This is a genomic window from Acinetobacter sp. YH12155 (assembly GCF_013418255.1).
GTDB classification, from domain to species: domain Bacteria; phylum Pseudomonadota; class Gammaproteobacteria; order Pseudomonadales; family Moraxellaceae; genus Acinetobacter; species Acinetobacter indicus.
Window position 1 is genome coordinate 130,000 of sequence record NZ_VPCK01000001.1, and the last position, 22,667, is coordinate 152,666.

The 22,667-nt window shown below is 48.7% G+C and carries 18 protein-coding genes; 4 read left to right on the forward strand and 14 right to left on the reverse strand.

Features of this window, described 5'->3' with window-relative positions; translation table 11 throughout:
* Positions 1–35: 35 nt before the first annotated feature.
* From FTU86_RS00645 to FTU86_RS00665, 5 genes are read right to left on the reverse strand one after another with little or no spacing between them, the layout of a single operon-like run.
* The gene (locus FTU86_RS00645; protein ID WP_180048288.1) at positions 36–1,622 is read right to left on the reverse strand and encodes an ABC transporter ATP-binding protein; all 1,587 of its coding nucleotides are present in this window, start codon (positions 1,620–1,622) and stop codon (positions 36–38) included.
* The gene (locus FTU86_RS00650; RefSeq protein WP_163170277.1) at positions 1,597–2,610 is read right to left on the reverse strand and encodes an ABC transporter permease; all 1,014 of its coding nucleotides are present in this window, start codon (positions 2,608–2,610) and stop codon (positions 1,597–1,599) included. The genes FTU86_RS00645 and FTU86_RS00650 overlap by 26 nt, the downstream gene beginning before the upstream one ends.
* Positions 2,610–3,680 (reverse strand): microcin C ABC transporter permease YejB, encoded by a 1,071-nt coding sequence (locus tag FTU86_RS00655; RefSeq protein ID WP_005179212.1) that lies wholly within the window; start codon positions 3,678–3,680, stop codon positions 2,610–2,612. The genes FTU86_RS00650 and FTU86_RS00655 overlap by 1 nt, the downstream gene beginning before the upstream one ends.
* A gap of 29 nt (positions 3,681–3,709) precedes the next feature.
* Positions 3,710–5,548 (reverse strand): extracellular solute-binding protein, encoded by a 1,839-nt coding sequence (locus FTU86_RS00660; RefSeq protein ID WP_180048289.1) that lies wholly within the window; start codon positions 5,546–5,548, stop codon positions 3,710–3,712.
* 27 nt (positions 5,549–5,575) lie between these two features.
* Positions 5,576–8,785, reverse strand: a complete 3,210-nt coding sequence (locus FTU86_RS00665; RefSeq protein WP_180048290.1) for a LysM peptidoglycan-binding domain-containing protein — start codon at positions 8,783–8,785, stop codon at positions 5,576–5,578.
* Between the two features lie 206 nt (positions 8,786–8,991).
* Between FTU86_RS00665 and dnaQ the strand changes: the two genes are divergently transcribed.
* The 3 genes from dnaQ (at position 8,992) to nudC (ending at position 13,015) form a co-directional block, all read left to right on the forward strand.
* Positions 8,992–10,479: a DNA polymerase III subunit epsilon gene (gene dnaQ, locus FTU86_RS00670; RefSeq protein WP_180048291.1), complete on the forward strand. Its 1,488-nt coding sequence runs from the start codon at positions 8,992–8,994 to the stop codon at positions 10,477–10,479.
* A gap of 125 nt (positions 10,480–10,604) precedes the next feature.
* On the forward strand, positions 10,605–12,248 hold the full coding sequence (locus FTU86_RS00675; protein WP_168382199.1) for a chemotaxis protein: 1,644 nt from the start codon (positions 10,605–10,607) through the stop codon (positions 12,246–12,248).
* On the forward strand, positions 12,248–13,015 hold the full coding sequence (nudC, locus tag FTU86_RS00680) for an NAD(+) diphosphatase (protein WP_005179218.1): 768 nt from the start codon (positions 12,248–12,250) through the stop codon (positions 13,013–13,015). The genes FTU86_RS00675 and nudC overlap by 1 nt, the downstream gene beginning before the upstream one ends.
* Positions 13,016–13,026: 11 nt before the next feature.
* On the opposite strand, the gene FTU86_RS00685 is transcribed toward nudC, so the two are convergent.
* The 4 genes from FTU86_RS00685 to FTU86_RS00700 form a co-directional block, all read right to left on the reverse strand.
* Positions 13,027–13,911: an alpha/beta hydrolase gene (locus FTU86_RS00685; RefSeq protein ID WP_127798894.1), complete on the reverse strand. Its 885-nt coding sequence runs from the start codon at positions 13,909–13,911 to the stop codon at positions 13,027–13,029.
* The gene (locus tag FTU86_RS00690; protein WP_016659235.1) at positions 13,901–14,584 is read right to left on the reverse strand and encodes a BON domain-containing protein; all 684 of its coding nucleotides are present in this window, start codon (positions 14,582–14,584) and stop codon (positions 13,901–13,903) included. Before FTU86_RS00690 ends, FTU86_RS00685 begins: the two co-directional genes overlap by 11 nt.
* 61 nt (positions 14,585–14,645) lie before the next feature.
* The gene (locus FTU86_RS00695; protein WP_075167708.1) at positions 14,646–15,068 is read right to left on the reverse strand and encodes a YraN family protein; all 423 of its coding nucleotides are present in this window, start codon (positions 15,066–15,068) and stop codon (positions 14,646–14,648) included.
* The gene (locus tag FTU86_RS00700) at positions 15,069–16,037 is read right to left on the reverse strand and encodes a penicillin-binding protein activator (RefSeq protein WP_180048292.1); all 969 of its coding nucleotides are present in this window, start codon (positions 16,035–16,037) and stop codon (positions 15,069–15,071) included.
* A gap of 11 nt (positions 16,038–16,048) precedes the next feature.
* Here FTU86_RS00700 and rsmI point away from each other — a divergent pair, with 11 nt between their 5' ends.
* Positions 16,049–16,894 carry a 16S rRNA (cytidine(1402)-2'-O)-methyltransferase gene (gene rsmI, locus FTU86_RS00705; RefSeq protein ID WP_104470024.1) on the forward strand — a complete coding sequence of 282 codons (846 nt, stop codon included), beginning with the start codon at positions 16,049–16,051 and terminating at the stop codon, positions 16,892–16,894.
* 53 nt (positions 16,895–16,947) lie between these two features.
* On the opposite strand, the gene FTU86_RS00710 is transcribed toward rsmI, so the two are convergent.
* The 5 genes from FTU86_RS00710 to FTU86_RS00730 form a co-directional block, all read right to left on the reverse strand.
* A complete protein-coding gene (locus tag FTU86_RS00710) occupies positions 16,948–17,196 on the reverse strand; it encodes a hypothetical protein (RefSeq protein WP_005179228.1) in 249 nt (82 codons plus the stop codon).
* Between the two features lie 176 nt (positions 17,197–17,372).
* Positions 17,373–18,614 carry an FAD-dependent monooxygenase gene (locus FTU86_RS00715; protein ID WP_180048293.1) on the reverse strand — a complete coding sequence of 414 codons (1,242 nt, stop codon included), beginning with the start codon at positions 18,612–18,614 and terminating at the stop codon, positions 17,373–17,375.
* A complete protein-coding gene (gene ubiH / locus FTU86_RS00720) occupies positions 18,611–19,819 on the reverse strand; it encodes a 2-octaprenyl-6-methoxyphenyl hydroxylase (RefSeq protein WP_180048294.1) in 1,209 nt (402 codons plus the stop codon). Before ubiH ends, FTU86_RS00715 begins: the two co-directional genes overlap by 4 nt.
* A 798-nt stretch (positions 19,820–20,617) precedes the next feature.
* Positions 20,618–21,946, reverse strand: coding sequence for a Xaa-Pro aminopeptidase (pepP, locus tag FTU86_RS00725; protein WP_168399678.1), 1,329 nt, complete (start codon positions 21,944–21,946; stop codon positions 20,618–20,620).
* A 47-nt stretch (positions 21,947–21,993) separates the two neighbouring features.
* The gene (locus tag FTU86_RS00730) at positions 21,994–22,623 is read right to left on the reverse strand and encodes a UPF0149 family protein (RefSeq protein WP_180048295.1); all 630 of its coding nucleotides are present in this window, start codon (positions 22,621–22,623) and stop codon (positions 21,994–21,996) included.
* Between the last annotated feature and the right edge of the window lie 44 nt (positions 22,624–22,667).

Sequence of the window (22,667 nt, forward strand, 5' to 3'; positions counted from 1 at the left end):
TTTTGACAACTCGTATTGTCAAAAATCGTTACCGCTTAGTATTGACTGGCCTGAATCAGCTGCCGGGTATAGTCAGTTTGTGGCTGTGCAAACAGATCTTCAGTACGCTGGAATTCCATCACCTTGGCATGTTTCAGCACCAATACCTTCTGACACAAGGCCTTGACCACCTGCAAATCATGGCTGATAAACAGATAGCTCATCTGCTCCTGCTGCTGCAAACGCCGCAACAGTTTAACGATGGCGCGTTGTGTGGTGCGGTCCAGCGCCGAGGTCGGCTCATCCAGAATCAGCAGTTTCGGTTTCAGCACCAGCGCACGTGCCAGTGCAATCCGTTGCCGCTGTCCACCGGATAGTTCATGCGGATAACGGGTTTTAAAACTGACCGGCAATTCAACTTTTTCCAGTGCCAGATCAATACGCTGCTGAATTTCGGATGCTGACAGCTTTTGTAAGGCCAACCCTTCGCCAATGGTCTGCTCGACATTTAAACGCGGATTCAGGCTGCTAAACGGGTCCTGAAATACAATCTGAAATTCACTGCGTAATGGCCGCAGCTGCTTTTCCGAAAGCTGGTTCAAGTCTTGGCCCAGCAAATCAATTTTTCCCTCACTGGCAGTTAAACGCGAAATCGCCAGCGCCAGCGAGCTTTTACCGGAACCACTTTCCCCGACAATACCGATGGATTCGCCTTGGGCCAGATTTAAATCCAGCGGCTCCACCGCGACAAAATAATCTTTGACCCGATTGAGTAAACCCTGCTTGATGGGAAACTTCACACCCAGTTGTTGCAGTTGCAATAAAGGCTGAGTCGCCTCTACCTGTAAAGCCTGACCAAAATCATGATGCAGCAGTTCCCGGGTATAGGCCTGCTGCGGCGCATGAAAGACCTGTTCAACCGGCCCCTGCTCCTCGACCTGGCCTTTGTTCATGACAATGACCTGATCGGCATAATGCCGCACCAGATTCAAATCATGGCTGATTAAAATCATGGCCATCTGCCGGCTGCGCTGTAAGCTTTGCAGCAGATCCAGAATTTGCGCCTGTAAAGTTACATCCAGCGCAGTGGTCGGTTCATCGGCAATCAGGATGTCCGGATCAAGCGCCAAGGCCATGGCAATCATCACCCGCTGGCGCTGCCCGCCAGACAGTTCATGCGGATAACGCTTCAGTTTATCTTCCGGCTGGGGAATGCCAACATCTTGCAGCAATTGCAGCATGCGTTGCCGGGTTTCCGCCTTGGAATGCCCCTGTAACAGCAGGCTTTCGCCAATAATTTTTTCCACCCGATGCAGCGGATTTAATGCCGTCATCGGCTCCTGAAAAATCATGGCAATGCGCTGGCCGCGAATCTGGCGTAGTTGTACCGGATTCAGCTGTAGCAGATCCTGCCCCTGAAACAGTGCCTGCCCCTGAATCTGTAGCTGACTCGGCAACAAGCCCAGCAAGGCCAGACTACTCACCGATTTACCCGAACCACTTTCACCGACCAGCGCCAGCGTTTCGCCAGCGTGCAATTCAAAACTTAAATTGTGCACCAATAGCTGCTGTTGATGCTGAATCTGGAGCTGCTGTACCGTCAGCACCGGCGTGCGCTTACTGGCGTCTTGGATCGAATGCATCACGGGTCGCCTCTCCAATATAAATCAGTAAAGATAAAACAATCGCCAGGGTAAAAAAGCCCGACAATGCCAGCCACGGCGCATTTAAATTATTTTTGCCCTGTAACAGCAGTTCGCCTAACGATGCGGCATCGGGCGGCAAACCATAGCCGAGGAAATCCAGTGCAGTCAGCGCGGTAATATTCGCGGTCAGCATAAAAGGTAGTTGCGACAGACTCGAACTCATGGCATTCGGCAAGATGTGCCGGAACATGATGGTACGGTCACTCACACCCAGACCGCGGGCAGCACGGACATAATCAAAATTACGTGCCCTTAAAAATTCGGCCCGGACCAGTCCAACCAGGGTCGGCCAGCCAAACAGCAGCATAATCAGAAACAGCCAGTACACGCTTGGGCTAAACATACTGACCAGAATCATTACCATGAACAGCATTGGTAAACCACCCCAGACTTCCAGAATCCGCTGTCCCAGCAAATCGACCCAGCCGCCATAATAGCCCTGTATCGCCCCGACGATAATGCCAAGTGCAGCAGAGGCCAGCGTTAAGGCAAATCCGAATAGCAGTGATACCCGCAGGCCATAGAGAATCCGCGCCAGTACATCTCGGCCCTGATCATCGGTCCCGAGCCAGTTATCGCTGGTCGGTGGTGACGGCACCGGCACAGCCAGCTCTAAATTCGGCGATTGATAAGAATATTCAATCAGTGGCCAGATGGCCCAGCCCTGGTCCTGAATCAGCTGCTGCACGGCCGGGTCCTTATATTCTGCTTCGGTTTCAAAGACCCCGCCAAAAGTGGTTTCAGGATAAGCCTTGAACACCGGCATATATAAGCTGTTTTCATATTTGACCAGCAGCGGCTTGTCATTGGCGATCAGCTCGGCCGCTAAGGACAAAATAAAAATCAGAGCAAAGGCGATAAAACAGCCAAATCCCAGCCGGTTCTGTTTAAAACGCTGGAGCCGCGCCTGCATCAAGGGAGACATTATTTGGCCCCCCGTGATTCAAAATTAATCCGTGGATCAATGACCTGATACAGCACATCGCTGATCAGTCTGAGGACTAATCCTAACAAGGTAAAAATAAACAGGGTGCCAAAAATTACTGGATAATCACGCTGTACAATCGCTTCAAAGCCCAGCAATCCCAGACCATCGAGGTTAAAAATAATTTCAATAAACAGGTTACCGACAAAGAAAATCCCAATTAATGCTTCCGGCAGGCCAGCAATCACAATTAGCATGGCGTTACGAAAAACATGGCCATACAGCACCCGCGATTCGGTCAGGCCTTTGGAGCGTGCCGCCAGCACATACTGTTTATTCAGTTCTTCCATAAACGAGTATTTGGTTAAGTAGGTCAACCCGGCAAATCCACCAATCACCATCGCCAGCAGCGGCAAGGTCATATGCCAGAAATAGTCTTTGATTTTACCCAGCAGACTCAGCTGATCGAAGTTTTCCGAGACCAATCCCTGTAGCGGGAACCACTGAAAATAGGAACCACCGGCAAAAAATACAATCAATAAAATCGCAAAAGCAAAGGCCGGAATGGCATAGCCAATGGCCAGCAAAATAGACGTGGCTTTATCAAAGATCAGACCATGCTGACGGGCTTTTTTTATCCCGAGTGGAATAGACACCAGATAAATCAGCAAGGTGCTCCACAATCCTAAAGACAGCGATACCGGCAGTTTTTCCCACAGCAGCTGGGTCACCGGCTTGTCTTTAAAAAAGCTGGTGCCAAAATCAAATTGCAGATAGCTGCTCAGCATTAGCCAGAAACGCTCATGAATTGGTTTATCAAACCCATATTGCGCTTCAATTTTAGCCACCATTTCATCACTTAGACCTTTGGCGCCCTGATAGGGCGTTGAACCGGCCGCAGCAGTTTCGGCACTGCCACTCCCGCCCATGCCCTGAAAGGCTTCTGCCTGCTGAATTGCCTGCTCGACCGGACCGCCCGGGGCAATCTGGATCACAATAAAGTTAATCAGCAAAATCAGAAACAGTGTGGGAATAATCAGCAACACACGTTTCAGGATATAGGTTCCCATGCGCTCAGCATCCTTGTGGCAAAGCCAGCTTATTGTTTACGCAGATACTGGGCTACTTTTTGCGCCCCGGCTGCATCACTCCACCAGTAATCAAGTCCAATGGAAAGTTTTGGTTTTATTTTCGGTTGTTGGTACATATTCCAGTAGGCCAGCCAGTGCTCGCCTTTGCCATAGGTCGGAATCTGGTAATAACCAGCGCGTAATAAACGGTCCAGCACTTTGGTCCGGACAATCAGCTGCTGGCGGTCAGGCGCGTAGATAATTTTCTGAATGATGTCATCAATGACCGGATTCTTGATGCCGGCATAATTATAATTACCCGGCTGATCTGCCGCGGTGCTGCTCCAGAATTGCGCCTGTTCATTGCCCGGACTTAAGGACTGTGGCAAGACCATGGTGCTTAAGTCAAATTCTGCCCGGCGCATCCGTTCAATATATTGCGGCACATCGACCTGACGGATATTCACCACAATCCCCAGACGTTTTAAATTGCGCACAAAAGGCATTAAAGTACGCTGCAAGCCATCCTGATGAATTAAAAATTCCAGCTGGATGGTGTTGCCTTTCGGATCAAGCAAACGGCCATCCTTGAAGCGATAGCCGGCATTCAGCAGGATCTGCCGGGCTTTGAGCAGACCGCTGCGGTTAAAACCGCTGGCATCACTGACCGGGAATTTCCAGTTGGCCAGCACCCCCTGACGCTGCACCGGATGCAACTGTTTTAAATACGGCTTTAACAGTGCCAGCTCCGCCGCGCTTGGACGACCTTTGGCTTCCAGTTCGCTATTGCTAAAATAACTTTGCAAACGCTGATACTGTCCGTAAAACAGGGCTTTATTCTGCCATTCAAAATCATAGGCATGGCTGAGCGCCTGACGGAAATGAATATCCTGCATCGGTGAACGCCGGGTATTAAACACAAAACTTTGTGTTGGTACCGGGTTTTCATGCCGGAACTTATATTTCACCACCATCCCCGCTTTCACTGCCGGGAACTGATATTCCGTCACCCATTTGCGCGCGGTATATTCTTCATGCAGCGTGTATTGGCCCGACTTAAAGCCTTCAAAGGCCACATCCATATTGCGGTAATAGACAAATTTAAGCCGGTCAAAGTTATAACGGCCCTTATTTACCGGCAGATCTTTGCCCCAATAGTTCGGATTGCGCTTATAAGTAATACTGCGTCCGGCATCAATCCGTTCAATCAGATACGGGCCTGACCCCAGCATCGGCTGCAAGGTAATCCGGCTAAAGTCCTTGCCCTGCCAGTCTTTCTGGGAATAAATCGGTAAGGCCGATAAAATCAGCGGCATTTCACTGTTGTTATCGGATTTAAAGGTCATTTTGACCTGATGTCTGGATAAGACCTCGGTTTTATCCAAATCGGCAATATACATCTGCAAACCCGGATTAGATTTGCTCTGGAAGGTATCAAAACTGAATTTGACATCAGCCGCGGTAACCGGGGTGCCATCACTAAAACGTGCTTTTGGATTCAGATGAAAAATGACAAACTTGGTCTGCTTCGGATCATAAGTCACTTTTTCTGCCAGCAGTGGGTACATCACCCCCGGCTCATCTAGCGAGCTGGTCATGAGCGAATCAAACAGATAATTCACCCCATCGGTCGCACTGCCCTTACCGTTCATGCTGTTCAGGTTGTCAAAAGTGCCATTGCTGGACTGACTCAGTATGCCACCTTTCGGTGCTTGCGGATTGGCATAGGGCATGGCCGCAAGCTGGCTGTATTTCGGGCTGCTGTGCAGCGCGATATACGGCGTGGTCTGCAGCGCAGCCCAACTCCAGCTTGAGGTCAAGGCCAGTGCTGTTGCCACAGCACTCAAGCCATATAAAGATCTGTTCATGCGGTCACGACTCCTTGTGCCCGGCAATTACAGGTTCGGAACCTTGATGATCTCTCCAATACGCAGCTGCGTATTCGGTTTAATCTCGTTCATATCAGCCAGTTCACTGGTTTCCAGACCATAACGGCTGGCCAGCCCAATCAGGGTATCACCGCGCTTGACCTTATATTCTGTCATGGTTTTTGGCAATTGCAGGGTTTGTCCCACTCTTAAACCGGCACGCGGACTCAGGCCATTCAAGGCCGCCAGTTCAGCGACCGAAATACCGGTACGGCTGGCAATGGCATTTAAGGACTCACCGGCTTTAACGGTATAGGCTTCGGTTGCTTTACCCGTGCTGGCGGTGCTCACCGCTGCACTTTCCGCGGCACGGTTGCTACTGCTGTCCAGATCACCTTCAATTTTTAAACGCTGGCCAATCCGCAGTGCAGCAGTACGTGGCAGATCATTTAGTGCGGCCAGATAGTTCAGCTGCAAATGATATTTACGCGCAATACTATTTAAGGTCTCACCCGATTTTACAATATGAATATCAGAGTTTGCCGCAGTTGTGCTGACCTTACTTTCTTCCACTAGCGCTGGCTCACCGCTGAGTTTCAGGCGCTGGCCGGTACGTAAACCGGCAGTCCGGCTGATGCCATTTAAACTGGCAATCTGCTCCAGACTCAGGTTATAGCGGTTGGCAATGGCAGTTAAGGTATCTCCCGACTGTACTGTATAACTATCCGGGATGGTCGAACCGGCGGGAATTTTTAAAGTTTGCCCAATTCGCAGGCCGGTATTGGTCGAAATCTGGTTTAAGGCGGCCAGATCAGCCAGACTCATTTTGCTTTGTGCGGCCACACTCGATAAGGTGTCGCCGCGCTGGACAGTATAGTTTTCCGTTTTAATCTCAGCTGTTGACGTACTTGGCGCTGCACGACGACTCTCTGCGGCCGTTTCAGTTTTTGCTTCGGCTTTTGAGTCACTTACAGGCACATTAATCCGCTGTCCAACCAGCAAACTGCTGCCCGCAGTCAGACCCGGAGTTAAGGCTGCCAGTTCTGCATTGGACAAGCCATGACGGTCCGCAATCAGTTTCAGATATTCACCGCGCTTCACCGTATAGCTTTGCGTGGCCACTTTGGTTTCAGCCGCTTTCTGCTCAGCTGCCTTGGCACGCATCTCTGCTGTTTCTTGCAGATTCAGCTTCTGGCCGACAAACAGGCCACTGCTTGTGTTCAGATTATTATAATCCGCCAATTGCTTGACCGATAAACCAAACTGATTGGCCACGCCGGTTAAGGTATCGTTAGCTTTAACTACATAAGATTCCGGCTGCTCTTTGGCTTTGGCTGGCGCGGCAGCTTGTGGTTTGGCATCATATAAATAGATGGTGGTACCGGCATATAAAGTCGAGTTTGGATCAATCTGGTTCCATTTTGCCACATCACGCCAGTTCACCCCATTTTTCATGGCAATCAGCACCAGGGTATCGCCGGCCTGTACCGTATAGGTACTGCGCTTGCCTTTTGGCGGCACCACCACCACTTCAGTGTCGGTCTTGATTACGTTCTTGCCCTGGTTCCGCTGGGCTTCATCTGAATCTGGACGGGTGCTATCCGCGACACTTTTCGGGTAAGCAAAACCTTTGGTCAGCTCTTTGCCTTGCTGCTCGGCCACCGACAGACTGGTCTGAATCGCGGTCAGCTTAATTTTGCCATCATAAGGATCGACAATTTCAGTGCCTTGTGGTGCAATTTCTTTTAACTCGGCCACCACCTGCGCCTGTTCAGCCTGAGAGGCCACCGGCTGCAACACCTCTTCTACCGTTTTGTTCTGGTCTTCAGTTTTCACTGCCGCCAGAATCTGTTCACGTTCTGCTGCTGAAATTGGCGGTTCGACCTTCACCGGCTGAATATTCTGTGCCGGGGTAATGGCCACCGGAATACGTGGAGCACTTGGAATATCTGAATTGGCCGCAAAAGAGGCCAAAGCCGATGAACCGCGTGGCGTACTGATCCGTTTGGTGCTGGTTGTAGTCGTGCTGCTAGCAGTTTTGGCTGTGCTCGCTGGTGTAGTCGTAGCAGTACGCTGAGTCACACTGGCCGTCAAAGCGGGTGTGGTGGTTTTTGTAGCTGGGGCACTGGTCGTGGTCTGCGTCGTCACACTAGGACGAGTGTTGCTGGCCAGCAATCCACCACCTTGCAGGTTTTTCAGACGTTCATCGACTGTTGGGCTTAAATCGGCTGGAATCAGAATCCGCATCGGGCTGGCACTGTCAATTCGGTCAGTACGATGGCCCGGGTTCAGTGCATATAACTCGGCACGGCTAAGACCAGTAATATTGGCCACATCATTTAAATTCACCGCTCCGACCGTCACTTCACGGAAATGGGGACGGTTGGCAATTGGCGGCAAACGCACCCCGTAGGCACCTGGATTTTTAATAATTTGCGCCACTGCCAGGAAACGCGGCACATAGTTCATGGTTTCCTGTGGCAATTTCAGTGACCAGTAATCGGTCGGTAAACCGGCAGCCTTGTTACGGTTAATCGCCTGCTGAATACGGCCCGGTCCGGCATTATAAGCGGCCAGAGCCAACTCCCAGGAACCAAACTGGTTATACAGGCTACCGAGGAATTCATAGGCAGCACGGGTCGATTCGACCACATCACGGCGGCCATCATACAGCGGGGTCTGTTTCAGACCATAAATACGTCCGGTACTTGGAATAAACTGCCATAAACCGGCTGCAGCAGCGCTACTGGTTGCTGCCGGGTCGTACGAACTTTCAATGACTGGTAATAATGCCAGTTCGGTCGGCATGCCACGGCGCTCGGCTTCTTTAACTGTGTGATACAGATAACGTGAAGCACGCGCACTTAAACGGTCAATATACGGCTGACGTGAAATAAACCAGCCGCGCTGCGCTTCAATACGCGGATTCCAGTGTTCCAGATCCATTTTGAAACCTACGGTCATACGCTTCCAGACATCACCGTGTTTTAAAATCAGTAAACGGTCGCCTTCTACCGCGCGCATGTCGGTGGCCGACAATAAATCTTCCAGTGAATCTAAACTGCTGGCGTCCAGATAACCTGAACCAACCTGACTCGACGTTGACGCTTTGCTGGCACTTTGTGTAGAGGTACAGCCGGTGCTGATGCCGAGCGCGGCCAGCGCTGAACCCAAAACTGTAATTTTAAATAGTGCCGGGACCATAGGCTGCCACATGCGTGTGGTTGGTTTATACATAGGAAATCCAAACAACTCGTCTATAAATTATTTTTTAGATTTGACATTGTAGTGAAGCATCACTACGACACAAGGTTTTACTCTAGCGCGATTCTAATATAAATGTTACAAGAAATTAAAAAATTGACGTCTTCGGCGTTTCTGATCTGCAATTGCGTTATACAATAGCGGCTCGGTTTTTATTTGGCTCTTTTTGGATCTGGCTTATGTCTCAAACAATCACACTATATGTGGATGGTGCTTGTCGTGGAAACCCTGGCTTGGGCGGTTGGGGTGCATATGTCATTACAGAAACCCAGCAGCACAAACTCTATGGCGGGGAACTGGAAACCACCAACAACCGTATGGAGCTGACGGCAGCCATTGAAGGCATTCAGTTCTGCCCGGCAGAGGCCAAACTGATTCTCTGGACCGATTCCAACTATGTCAAACGCGGCATAACCGAATGGATTGCCGGCTGGAAAAAGAAAAACTGGAAAGATGTGAAAAATCCGGACCTATGGCAAAAACTGGATGCCATCTGTCAGGGTCGTGAAATTGAATGGCACTGGATTAAAGGTCACGCTGGCCATGCTGGCAATGAAATGGCCGATCAGCTGGCCAACAAAGGGGCCGATCTGGTATTTGCACAGCAGGTCAAAGTAACGCCGGTACAAATCATTACTGAAGATAAAAGCGCTGAGTCTGAAGTCATCCCGCCGGGCACGGCTAAAAAAAAAGCAGAATCTGACTGGTTGCTCGACGACCCTTTTGGCTTCGATCTAGACGACAGCCAACTAGACGTTGACGTCGAAGAAGAACTGCTAATGGTGCAGGAGGATCATCTCAGTCTGACCCAGCACAGCATTACCGTGACGCAAACCCTCAGTCAAAATGACAGCCCGAATCAGAACGAAGTCCTGATCCAAGATGAAACCCAGAACCAGAGTGCAACAGCGCCAGCAAACACGTCATCGCATCCCCATATTGTGATTACCCCGGCCACGGTTCAGGCTTATGGTCCACGCCAGCTGATTCTGGATACGGAAACCACCGGTTTTTATTATCAGGATGGTGACCGGATTATTGAAGTCGGCGCGATTGAAATGGTCAACCGCAAACTGACCGGCAGCTCGATTCATATTTATATCAACCCGGAAAAACCGGTCGGTGAATCGGAAGTGGTGCACGGTATTTCGGATGAGTTTTTAAAAGACAAGCCGAAGTATGCCGAAATTGCTGCAGTGCTGTATGACTATTTAAAAGGCGCGGAAATTATTGCGCATAACGCCACCTTCGATATGAACTTCCTGGATATGGAGTTTAACCGCTGTGGTCTAGGCGATTTATCGGCGGTGTGTGAAGTCACCGATACCCTGGTAATGGCCAAAAACAAGCATCCGGGACAAAAGAACTCGCTCGATGCCTTAGTGAAGCGTTATGAAATTCCGGCGCGTGACCGTACCTTCCACGGCGCCTTGCTCGATGCTGAAATTTTGGCCGATGTCTATCTGGCCATGACCGGTGGCCAGGTATCCTTTGATATGGATGCCCTGTCAGCTCATCATGAAGAACAAAGCGGTGAATCGGGTCGTCGCAGCATTGAAGTGGAATTGCCGGTGATTCTGCCTTCCGCCGCAGAGCTGGAAGCACATGAGAATTGGGTCAAACAATTTGAAGAAAAGCATGGACAGCCCTGCTTTTTTGCCAAATAAAAAACCGACGATTGTAATTTTTTGTATTTAATCTGTTCCTAGTTCAGTTATAGTTAAGATAAACAGGTCTGCTGTTTTTGCAGCAGGCCCATAAACAGATAAAACACTAGGAAAGGTGCAGATACATGTCTTACCAAACCTCTATTCATTTTGATCCGACTGCGTTACTGATAATAAAAAATGAGGTTGATAATTCAATCAAATTGGTGGAATCCGCAGTCAGCACCTTGGCAGAAGATCAGACTTTACCTTTCGGGATTGATGATGCCCTTAACCAGTTTGAGCAATGTGCCCAGGTACTGGCCCTGATTGATATGTCGAGCCTGGCAAAAATTGCCCAATATTCAGCAGAATTAATGCGCAAGATTATGGGGAATCCGGCGCAAATTAAAACTGAAGACGTGATTGCCTTAAGTGAAGGCACCACCATGCTCAAGCGCTACATCGAATTTATTTGTCTGCGCGAAGTTAAAATTCCACAGTTCCTGCTCGATACCTTAAACCGTCTGGAACGTGCCTTGGGTAAACCACTCACCCAGGAAGGCCAGCATATTGAATCTCTGCTGGACTGTATTCACCCGGAATTCAAATTGCCACAAGCACCCGGTCTGGAAAAATCAGGCTATGTGCATCAGCTGTATAAACTGTCACTGTACAAACTGCTGAAGCAGGAAGAATCCGAGCTGGATCTGCAAGCCATGAAACTGGTCGGCACCTATTTAGCCGGTCTATCCGCCCAGCATCCAAGCCAACAATACTGGAATCTGGTCTATGTGGCGTTAAACCAGATTGATAACCTGCTGCTGAATGAACCACGTTTACGCACCTTAATCAGTATTGAACTGAATATGCGTCAATACTTTGCCGCACCAGACAGCTTCCAGGCCCAGTTAAGTGATCTGGCCAACATCCTGAGCCTGTGCATTAGCCAGGAAGATCAGGTGGCCCAGCACATCCGCGAACAGCTGAATATTGGTGAAGACCTGCTGACTGACACCCAGTTACAGGTCTTCAGCCGTCATCTGTATGGTCCGGATTTTGAAACCATGCAGACCATCAGTGCTCTGGCGACCAGCGAAATGGCGCAGATTCGCAATGACATCGAATACAACTACCAGAACATGACCCCTGAAAAAACCCAGGAGTTGCAAGCCAAGCTCAAAGATCTGGCCAACATCTTTAAAGTGCTGAACCTGAATGAAGCCCACCGTGATCTGCTGGTTCAGGCCGACGCCTTGAGTCAGGCCGAAGTGCTCAAAGAAGAAAGCTTTGCCCAGCAGCTGATGAACACCATTTTGTCGGCGATGAACTCGATTGGGGTGCTGGAGCGTCATCATACTTCTAGCCGTTTACAGCTGCGCGTTAACAACATGCACATTTCGCTGGACCGTTTAGATGAAGCGCATGAAGTGTTGCTGAGCGAAACCAAAACCTTAATTGATCTGGCCCAGCAGATTCTGGTGCAGCACGTTCAGGATCAGGATGTGCGTTTATTGGAAAACACCTGTACCCAGCTGCGTGAAGTGGCCGGTGCTCTGCTGTTCCTGAATGAAGAAAAAGGCCAGCAGGCCCTGCTGACTGCCGCTGACTTTATCTATCGTAAATGCGAAGCCAGTGAAACGCTCAGTAGTGACGAGCTGAATGCCGTGTTAGACACCTTGGCCGGTGCCGACATGCTGATTGACAATTTAAAAAACAAACAGCCTGTTTTACAGTCGATGTTTGATGTAGCATTGGCAAGTAGCGAAAAACTGAAAGCTGTAGCCTAATGTCTGAACTCTCACTTGCCTATATTTTTCACCAACAGCAACTGCTGGTCGATAAACAGTTTCAACTGCCCCGAGTTGAAAAATTAGCAAGTGACCTGTCTACGGGCAATCAGGTGATTGCCCGCGACTTACTCCCCGATGAGCCCATTCCTGAAGGCTATCAATTATTGCCAATTCGCCAGCTGTTACAGTTCTGGAACAGTGCCGAATTTGAACAGGCCAGCCGTGCAATCCAGTTGCTAGAATGGCGTCGTAATCACCGTTTTTGCAGCCACTGCGGCCATCCAACCGAAGCGCATGCCACCGAATATGCCATGGTTTGCCCGGTCTGCCAGTATCGCCAATATCCACGTGTACAACCCTGTGTCATTACCGTCATTACCCGCGGTGAAGATGAAATTCTGCTGGCCAAAAATGCGCGAAACACCACCAATATGTATGGCCTGATTGCCGGTTTTGTTGAGGTGGGAGAAACCTTGGAAGAAGCGGTACGCCGTGAAACCGCGGAAGAAGTCGGTATCCAGCTAAAGAATATTCAGTATCTGGCCAGTCAGCCCTGGCCTTTTCCAAGCAACCTGATGATTGCCTTTAAAGCCGAATATGCCGGTGGTGAACTGCAGTTACAGGAAGAAGAAATCAGCGATGCGCAATTCTTTAAATTTGATCAACTGCCGAATATTCCGTTCAAAGGCAGTATTGCCCATGCCATGATCAAACACGTAACCGAAGGCTCTGCCGTCGCAGACGACAGCAAAGCCTGGCTCTAAAGAGACGCTACTCAGGAATTTAGCGTTTCTTCCAGCGCCTGCATAATCGTGTGCTTGGTCTTAAAATAACGGCTAAACAGACTCGATACCGAGCCCATAATACTGACATGCCCGGTGCGTGGAATGGTGATCAGCTGACTATGATTGCCATGCTTGTTTAGCACATGATCAAAATCAACCGCATTACTCAAATGCACAATCTGGTCATTCTCAGCCACCAGCAAATAGTGACGAATGTGATTACTTTCCACAAAGTAATACGGCATCACATCATGATAAGGAATGGTCTGATCAAATGCATCGGCACAAAGCGGATCATCTTTATAGTCAAAATGATAGGGACCAGCCAAGCCAATCGCAGCCCGAATATTGTCTCGGCAGTTCAGCGCATAAGGCTGCGGATGATACAGCACCGACATGATATTAAACGCACCGGCCGAGTGCCCCATTAGGATAATCTGATCAGTGTTAATCCTTAACTCTGCCTGCTGATCATGCAGATAGTTCAGTGCCAAAGTCAGGTCATCAATATAGACCGGAAAAATATTCTGCGGCGCCAGTTGATAATTAATGACGGCAACATCAAAACCTTGTTGGGCAAAAGCTTCTCCAACAAAGCGATAATCTTTTTTATCACCCCGTGACCAGGCACCACCATGGACAAAAACAATTAACGGCTGCTGGGGACGTGGCTGGGCAGTCCGGTACAAATCCAGCTGATGGCGTTCATTCGCTCCATAAGCCAGATCGTTCTCTACCGTATAGCCCTGTCGTGGAGTCAAACGGTTCAGGGCATAACTGCCAAAATCATACAGACGGAATTCCTGATATACACTTTTGGCCTGAACCAGACGATATTGCAGCTGCGTTTTAAACTGGAACAACTTAGAGCGCATTCGTTGGCTCGATCTGGTCCGGATCAATGGCGACCGGGGTTTGTACATCTGGCTGCACATTCATCATCGGACTGGCAAAACCAGAAGATGTGGCCTGTGAGGCTTCAATATTATCAATTAAGGTCACAATTTTGGTGACATTACCGACCTGCTGTAACACCTGATTTAAATCGGCGATTTCCGCATTATTCAAACGGCCCATCACATACAGCACGCCATCTTCGGTGTGAATTCGCACTTTACTGTCAGAAACCACCGGCGCTTTCATAATCAGGCCACGGGTATTGGCGGTCACGGTGGTGTCCTGCATGATGGTGCTATAACCAATCTGGTTGCCCACGGTAATATAGTTGTGTACGGTTTTGACATCGCTCATGGCGCGGACATTGTCTTCCGCCAACTGCTTCAGATGTGCATCTGGCACCTGACCGGTCAGCAATACATTGCCGTGGAAACTTTCAATATTAACGCGTGACTGTTTAAAACGGGCATCCAGCTTATATAAATTAATTTTTGCTGTACGTTCAATGGAGTTATCAATAAAGACCTGGCCAAGTGAGCGTGCGCCACTTTCCGTTCCTACAGGTGCAGAACCCGTACCACTGGAAATAAAACTTGCACAGCCGGATAAACTTGCCACACACAGCACTGTGATTGCGATACGATTTAACACTCAGCAAGACTCCTCATTACTTATTCATTTCTGTTTTCAAGCATCTTTGCTTCAATTCTCTTCAAAGATTAATGAACTCTGAATCAAAAGTAAAAGCATTTTCAATCCATTGCAGATCATACGTGAAATTGGAAAAATCTTGCTGTACTGTTTTTGCAATTTGTTCAGTAAAATCAAAACAAATCACATCAAATCGACAATAAAAATCCTGTAATTGTGCAGAATTACTCAAATAGGTCAGCGCAGTTTTTATCAGCTTTTGCTGCTTGGAGATGGAAACCACCTCCACCGCCCGGCCATAATCGCTAAAAGATCGCGCCTTTACCTCCACAAACACCAGCTGCTGATCCTGCCGGGCAATCAGGTCGATTTCACCATAACGGCAATGGTAATTGGCCGCCAGAATCTGATAACCCTGCTGCTCTAATAACATTGCAGCCTGCTGTTCGGCCCACTGGCCTAGACGCGCGCGCTGACTGGCCATTTACAGGATCTGTACCAGCTGTTTCTGCTGCACATAGCATTTCGGAATACGCTGAATCTGGTTGTCCTGAATCCGGATTAAACCGGTTCGCCCTTCAAATTCAATGCGGTTTAATTGTGGCTGTTTCAGATAATAATTGGCGATCTGCCAGGCATCTCCACCAAAGGCCACCAGCCGCTGAAAAGAAAAGTGTTCCGCCTTGGCTGCCTGAATTCCGGCCTGTACATCTGCCCAGTGAGACTGATACAAGGCCGGCGCATCACAAAACTGCAGGCCTTGCGGTAACTGCTGCTGTGACTCGACGGCATTGGCCAGGCTGTATAAGCGCTTTTTGGGCAACCTGTTCTGGCGATTGATCCAGCCATTTGAACCCAGCAATAACACCCCCTGCTGACGTTTCAGCCACCTAGGCGGACTGTCCACCACCTCCACCGGATAGTCCAGCTGCGACACCAAAGACATCAATAACAGTTCGTGTTCAGCTTCGGTGCCGGGTTCACGCAGAATATATAAATGATTGATCTGATCTTTCTGGAACAACTGCTTTAAGGTCTGTGCATCATCTTTTTTTGACAGGCTAAACTGTAACACCCGCGGATGCTGCTGGATCACCTCGTTTAAGGCCAGTGTGCGCACTTTGGGCCGCAGCGCAATTAACTGTTCCACATCGGCACGTGCCAAAGGTCCAATCACCACCCGGGTCTTGGCATTGACATGCTGACGTAGCAAGGGACCAATTTTGCGCTGCTCGGAATTAATCAATTTAACCGGCATCTTCTCACCCGATGCATGATAAGCGTGCATAAAACCCTGCTGAATACTGAAACCGGCTCGCGCCATAGGACCCGATTCAGGTAGAATGACCAGAACCTCGGCCTGGGCGACTGAAAGTCCCGCGCCCAACAGCGCCGTGGTGATAATTACTTTTTGAAGCTGTCTTTTATTGTTATTAATAATTTGCCTAAACATGGAGAAACCTAATGAGTGCTCAGTTATTTGTTGTAGCCACCCCAATTGGGCACTTAGACGACATGACCTATCGGGCGATTGATGTTCTAAAGTCTGTAAATATTATTGCGGCAGAGGATACTCGGACCTCCGCTCAATTATTAAAGCACTATAATATATCAACTCCGTTAACGGCGTGCCATGAACATAATGAAAGTAACAAAATTGATATATTGGTTCAGCGCCTGCTGAACGGCGAAAATATGGCCCTGATTAGTGATGCCGGTACTCCGCTAATTAGCGACCCCGGTTTTAAACTGGTCCGCGCCGCCCAAGAACACAATATCCGGGTGATTCCGGTTCCGGGAGCCTGTGCCGCAATTGCAGCGCTGAGTGCGGTTGGTTTACCGAGTGACCGCTTTAGCTTTGAAGGCTTTTTACCGTCAAAACAGTCACAGCGTATCTTGAGTCTGGAAAAACTTAAAGACCAGACTGCGACCCTGATTTTTTATGAAGCGCCACACCGGATTCTGGACAGCGTTAAAGATATGGCCAATATTTTCGGGGCCGAGCGCCCGGTCGGTTTTGCCCGTGAAATTACCAAAACCTTTGAAACCATCAAGAAGATGACGCTGGGTGAGCTGGTCAGTTTTATTGAAGCTGATCATCATCAGCAAAAAGGTGAAATTGTACTGGTGGTGGGTGGTGCAACCGCGGAAAAAGATCTGGAGCAGGAAAAGCTGGATCAGCTGCTGACCCGACTATTGCAGGATTTATCGGTGAAAGCAGCGTCACAACTGGCCGCCGATTTAACCGGAATCAAGAAAAAAGTGGCCTATCAGCGTGCGCTGGAACTGAACCAGAACAATGATGACTGATTCTGGCTGTTGATTCGCAATAAAAAAAGCATCACCGGAGTGATGCTTTTTTCTTATTGGCGTGCAGCCTCATCTGGTGGGACTTCAGTAATTTTTCCCCCACGTGCCAAGAAGGCCGCAATTTCATCTTCTAACGCTTGGCGTTGCTTCTGTTTAGCGGTTACGGTTAAGGTTTCTGCTTCCGCCACATCACCATCGTTTACGGCATCTTCGCTGTCCAGTGCACCTTTTTCAGCCGCTTTTGCCTCATCGTCATCGACGGTGGTATCTTCTACATCATCATAATCGTTCATATCCGTCATTTTAATCTCCCCGCAAATGACCTCAATTGAGTCCTGGTGAACGTTGTCATGCAATTAGGAAGAAATTTATCAATCTCTGCGCCTTTCGCCTAGAGGTAAAGACAAAAAAATCGTATCTTTTTTAACCAAATTCGTAATCATGTATTAATGAATGTTTAAAAAATAACTATTTCTAGCTAGACCGCATACCGCGTGTCTTTCAGCAGATGCAAACCATTGGCCTGCGCCATAAAAGCATCCTTTAACACCGGCAGCTGTTCAACCTGCTTCAAGCCAAAATTACGTCCCCAGACCAGCGGGAATAACTGGGTGGTTTCCAGCCAGCCTATTGCAGACATGCTGTGCATCATTGCATCATTTTGACCTTTACGACGATGCTCATAACGCTTCAAGGTCTGCTCATGCGCCCAGACCCCACGTGCCCGGTCATGCAGCAGAACATCACACAAGACTGCGGCATCCAGACAGCCAATATTGACGCCCTGCCCGGCCAGTGGATGAATCACATGCGCCGCATCGCCAATGAGTGCCAGTCCCGGCTCGACATAGTGCTGCGCAGCACGGGCTTTTAAAGGGAAACGGGCACGTGGTGTAGCTTCCAGTACTTGACCCAACATATGATGGCTTTCACGGGTCAACAGCTGGGTAAATTCCTGATCGGATAACGCGGCATATTCTTCTGCATAATCCTCTGGTAGCGTCCAGACAATAGATTGCCAATGGCCATCCTGTTCAGGCTTGAGGCTGCTCATCGGCAGGTATGCCAGCGGACCGGTTTCCAGAAAAATCTGGCGCGCCACATGCTGATGCGGCTGGGCAGTTCGGATAGCACAACTGATGCCTGCCTGCTGATAATCCAGCACATCCAGATCAATAAAGGCCTGTTCGCGGACAAAGGAATTGGCCCCATCTGCGCCAATTAACAGTGTGGTCGTCAGTTTTGTGCCATCGGCCAGGAAAATATGCCAGACGCCAATGCCCTGCTCAATCCGGGTGACTTTGACCTGGGTACGATAATCCTGAATCTGCGTCAGCATGGTTTGCTGAATGGCCAGATTTAAAATACTCGGCTCCACCATCGAACCCAGCGCCTGGTCCACTCCGGGTGTTTTTTCTGCCGGCTGACCAAAATTGATTTCGCCATAGCCATTTTTATTCCAGACCTGCATGCCAGTATAAGGCTGCTGACGCGCCAGTTTGTCCCAAACACCGACGGTTTTTAGCAGATGGATGGTGGCCTGACTTAAAGCCAGTACGCGCGGATTGGCCATACTTAAGGTTTTTTCTGCATCCAGAATTGGGGCGGCATCCAGCACCGTGGCTTGCACCCCACCTTGGGCCAGTAATAATGCAGTTAAGCCACCGACCAAACCACCACCCACAATAACGGCATCTAATACGTGTGCTGTCTGGTTCATGCTTTTAGTCCCATGGCATAGTTGGCAACAAGTGGTTTAATTCCCGGAATGGTATCAAAGGCAATCAGACCGGTATTTCTGAGCAGTTTCAGCACCGGATTCTGGTTACTAAAGCCACGCACCACGCTGTCACAGAATTTGATCACGCGCTGCTGATCGGTCAGACGGGATTTTTCATAATCTTGCAGCATGGCGGCATCGCCCAAATCGGCCTGTTGAGCCAGCTGTTCTTTTAAATAACGTACCAAGACATAAGCATCGCGCATACACAGGTTAAAGCCCTGTCCAGCCACCGGGTGAATAGTATGTGCCGCATTGCCCATCAGTACTACTCGGCCCACAGCCTGTTTTTCTGCCAGCACCTGCGAGAGCGGGAAGCTAAAACGGCGCCCGGTTTTCTGGAATTTTCCAGCCCGATCACCATAAGTCTGCTGCAAGGCATCGAGGAAATGCTGGTCATTGTCTTCACCCAGCCATTCATGTTCCGTGCCTTTTTTCACCGGCCAGACCACCGAACGACGATATTCACCCGGCAAAGGCAATAACGCCAGCGGACCTAAAGGACTGAAACGCTCAAAGCCGACATGATTGTGTGGTTTAGAAGTTTGTACGGTGGTTACAATAGCGACCTGATCATAATCATGTTCATCGACCCCAATGCCTAGGGCTTTACGGCAGAATGAGTCGCGACCATCGGCAGCAATCACCAGTTTGGATTGCAGTTTTAAGACTTCACTTCCACGCTGCGCTTCCAGATAAGCCAGATCTGTATCTTGGGTCAGGGAAGTGACTTTTACCCCATCAATCAGTTCAATTAAAGGTTCAGCGCGCACCTGAGTCAATAACACCCGGCCTAACCAGGCATTTTCAATCACCTGTCCAAAACTTTCGACTTTTTCCTGTTCAGCTTGCAGACGCGCCTTCCCAAAACTGCCCTGCTCGGTAATGTGCACTTCCAGAATCGGGACAGCATGTTCCTGTAAGGCTTCCCATAGGCCCAGTTCCTGATAAATCTGTACGCTACGACGCGACAGCGCACTGTTTCGTGCATCAAAACTGGAGTGATACGGGGCAAGATTGGCATCATCATAATTCGGGTATTGAATTGCTTCGAGCAGTTTGACCGCAATATTGGATTTGGCCAACATGAGCGCCAAACTCAGCCCCACCATACCGCCGCCCACGATGATGACTTCTTGTTGCATGCTTGAATCCTTATTTGTAGTATCTCAAAAGTTTAGATACATCTTAATCATGATTGATTTTATATTACATCAAGGGATTGGATTTTTATAATGATTCGTGTGGATGGCTGGAATTTCTGAGCTTCAGCGCTTGCGTGTTCTGACCATAAATCCCGTTTAAAAGATGTTATTCCATAAGATGACACTGGAATGGTATGCAATATAACATCTATACAAAGCCTGGAGCGCTAGACTTAAGCTGAGCAAGCGACAGCCCTAACGTAGATAAAATAAATTAAAGAATTCGTATCAGCTGTATGCTATTCATTGTAGAAAATTTAAAACATGAAGAAATTAGAACTTATCTTTTTAGTCGTTTTAATCTTGGTTCTGTTGTGGGGCATACAATGGATGTTTCATGGCTTTCCGTTCGCAAGTTAAGTCTTCTATTATTCAATCTAAAAGCTATACTATAATTTCTTAAAATAATTAGAATGTTAGGATAATAAATGGATCATACTGAACGTTTTATTACAGCATTTTACTACGCTGTCGCCGGGATTTTTTTGGGGCTAGGGTTAGCAATTTTTTCATCCCTCTATCTCAGCCTTACAATAAGCTCAGCCCATATTGTAATTTTTACAGTCATTTGCTGTTTTGTTTTAGGCTATGTATTTCCTCATAGCGTTGGCAATATTTTTAAATGGGTTTGGCATATTTTCGTTCATTAGTCTGGATGTCTATCTCTATTTAACCCATTAACGCTGATTCAAAATCAAAAAAGCCGATCTTCTGACCGGCTTTTGAGCTGTACGGCTTTTATTTGGTCGCAGCCATCAACGCTTCAATCTCGTCTACAGTTTTCACTACTTTCGCAGTTAAGTTCAGTGGTCCATTTTTGGTCGCGACAATATCATCTTCAATCCGGATGCCAATGCCACGCCATTTTGGATCTACCGTTTCATCATCCGGAGCAATGTATAGACCCGGCTCAACCGTAACCACCATACCGGCTTCATAAGCACGCCATTCGCCATCAACCTTATAAGTTCCGACATCATGCACATCCATGCCCAGCCAGTGGCCTGTACCATGCATATAGAACTGACGATAGCTTTCTGACGCAATAATCTCGTCCAGATCACCCTGCATAATGCCTAAATCAAGCAGGCCCTGCACCAGAATACGTACCGCCACATGGTGTGGTTCTTTATAGGAGTTGCCAATCTGTACGGCATTAATTGCTGCAAGCTGAGCATCTAGTACAAGGTTATACAGCGCTTTTTGCTCGGGGCTGAATTTGCCATTCACCGGAAAGGTTCGGGTAATATCCGAAGCATAGAACTGATATTCACAGGCGGCATCAATTAACACCAAATCGCCATCTTTCAGTTCTTTGTCGTTCTCTACATAGTGCAGAATGCAGGCATTTTCACCACCACCAACAATACTGTTATAGGATGGAACACAGCCATTTCGGCCAAATACATAGTTCAGTTCGGCTTCCAGCGCATATTCCATCATGCCGGGGCGTACCGTTTGCATGGCCCGGGTATGCGCTTCGGCAGAAATATCTGCCGCAATTTGCATCAGTTCCAGCTCTTTGGTGTCTTTGTGCAAACGCATTTCATCGACCAGACGGTCGAGCTGCACCACCTGCGCTGGTGCCGAGGTGCCACGGCGGCTTTCGCCATTGGCAGCTGCAATCCATTTGGCCACCCGCGCATCAAATTCGGCATTCTGTCCAATACGGTAAAAGAGCTGGTCTTTATCCAGCAGTTTTTCCAGAATTTCTTCATCGAGCAGGTCAATGGCATAGGCTTCATCGGCCTCATACTGTTCAATGGCACCATCAATACCGGCGCGATAGCCATTCCAGATTTCCATCTCCCGGTTACGTTCGCGGCAAAACAGGCTATAGGTATAGCCTTCATCTATAGATTCATAGGTTTCAATGACCGCGACCGCTTCAGGTTCTGCAAAGCCGGTCAAGTAGAAGAAACTGCTGTCCGTTCGATATTTATAGTCAGCATCCCGGTTACGCATGGCCACCGGACTGGTGGCAATAATGGCAATACTGTGGGGGCCCATCAGTTCAGCCAGACGGTCACGACGTTCTTTAAATTCTACCTGGGTCAGTTTCTTCATTAATTTTTCTTCGCAGCCTAAATAAAGGGAGGATGGTATCGCCCGAATCAGCTCGGACGATGTGGGGTAAACATTTCAACAATACTGCCGCTTTCTGGCGCAGCCACCTGACGTGACTTGGCATGTACGTTTTGTAACAAAGAACTTTCATCAACCGCTATTTTCTTGCGGCCAACCGACAGGCTGACCGGAATCAGGCGGACAAATTCATATAATTCCTGATAGCTTTCTTCGCCTTCTTCGTCATTGTCCGAGTCTTCAAACTCGACTGCTGCCACATCTTGCAGATGTTCAATCAGCTCCAGCTCATCACTGCGGATATGTCCGGACGCCAGGCCAAAGCCCAGTACCACGCCGGCACACCAGTCAGCCAGCGCCTGTACCCGCTCTTGTAATATGTGTTCATCATCCGGTAACAGGGGCAGATAATCCAGTTCATCTTCAGATAAAGCATGCGCTACATCTTCCGCTTCGCCGGTTAAAATATCCAGCGCTTCCGGGCTAAGTTCGGGCACATTCAGGGTCGCCAGAATCTGTTGCCACTCGGCTTCAGTTGGTGCATTTGTCACACAAACTATACCGGTCAGTAAACCATGTAACTCACTTGGACTTGAAATTTCTTCAATCGTGAAAAAATTGCGGTACCATTCGGACCAACCTGAAATATCGTCTTGCATTCGCTTATCCAATCTCTATACTTCGTATATATTACCTTTGTTTG

Coding starts and splice junctions, on each gene's coding strand:
- FTU86_RS00650 (WP_163170277.1), bottom strand. CDS start 2,610: ATGTCTCCCTTGATGCAGGCGCGGCTCCAGCGTTTTAAACAGAACCGG.
- FTU86_RS00730 (WP_180048295.1), bottom strand. CDS start 22,623: ATGCAAGACGATATTTCAGGTTGGTCCGAATGGTACCGCAATTTTTTC.
- rsmI (WP_104470024.1), top strand. CDS start 16,049: ATGAGTGCTCAGTTATTTGTTGTAGCCACCCCAATTGGGCACTTAGAC.
- FTU86_RS00700 (WP_180048292.1), bottom strand. CDS start 16,037: ATGTTTAGGCAAATTATTAATAACAATAAAAGACAGCTTCAAAAAGTA.
- FTU86_RS00655 (WP_005179212.1), bottom strand. CDS start 3,680: ATGGGAACCTATATCCTGAAACGTGTGTTGCTGATTATTCCCACACTG.
- ubiH (WP_180048294.1), bottom strand. CDS start 19,819: ATGCAACAAGAAGTCATCATCGTGGGCGGCGGTATGGTGGGGCTGAGT.
- FTU86_RS00685 (WP_127798894.1), bottom strand. CDS start 13,911: ATGCGCTCTAAGTTGTTCCAGTTTAAAACGCAGCTGCAATATCGTCTG.
- FTU86_RS00675 (WP_168382199.1), top strand. CDS start 10,605: ATGTCTTACCAAACCTCTATTCATTTTGATCCGACTGCGTTACTGATA.
- FTU86_RS00695 (WP_075167708.1), bottom strand. CDS start 15,068: ATGGCCAGTCAGCGCGCGCGTCTAGGCCAGTGGGCCGAACAGCAGGCT.
- nudC (WP_005179218.1), top strand. CDS start 12,248: ATGTCTGAACTCTCACTTGCCTATATTTTTCACCAACAGCAACTGCTG.
- FTU86_RS00715 (WP_180048293.1), bottom strand. CDS start 18,614: ATGAACCAGACAGCACACGTATTAGATGCCGTTATTGTGGGTGGTGGT.
- dnaQ (WP_180048291.1), top strand. CDS start 8,992: ATGTCTCAAACAATCACACTATATGTGGATGGTGCTTGTCGTGGAAAC.
- FTU86_RS00660 (WP_180048289.1), bottom strand. CDS start 5,548: ATGAACAGATCTTTATATGGCTTGAGTGCTGTGGCAACAGCACTGGCC.
- FTU86_RS00645 (WP_180048288.1), bottom strand. CDS start 1,622: ATGCATTCGATCCAAGACGCCAGTAAGCGCACGCCGGTGCTGACGGTA.
- FTU86_RS00665 (WP_180048290.1), bottom strand. CDS start 8,785: ATGTATAAACCAACCACACGCATGTGGCAGCCTATGGTCCCGGCACTA.
- pepP (WP_168399678.1), bottom strand. CDS start 21,946: ATGAAGAAACTGACCCAGGTAGAATTTAAAGAACGTCGTGACCGTCTG.
- FTU86_RS00710 (WP_005179228.1), bottom strand. CDS start 17,196: ATGACGGATATGAACGATTATGATGATGTAGAAGATACCACCGTCGAT.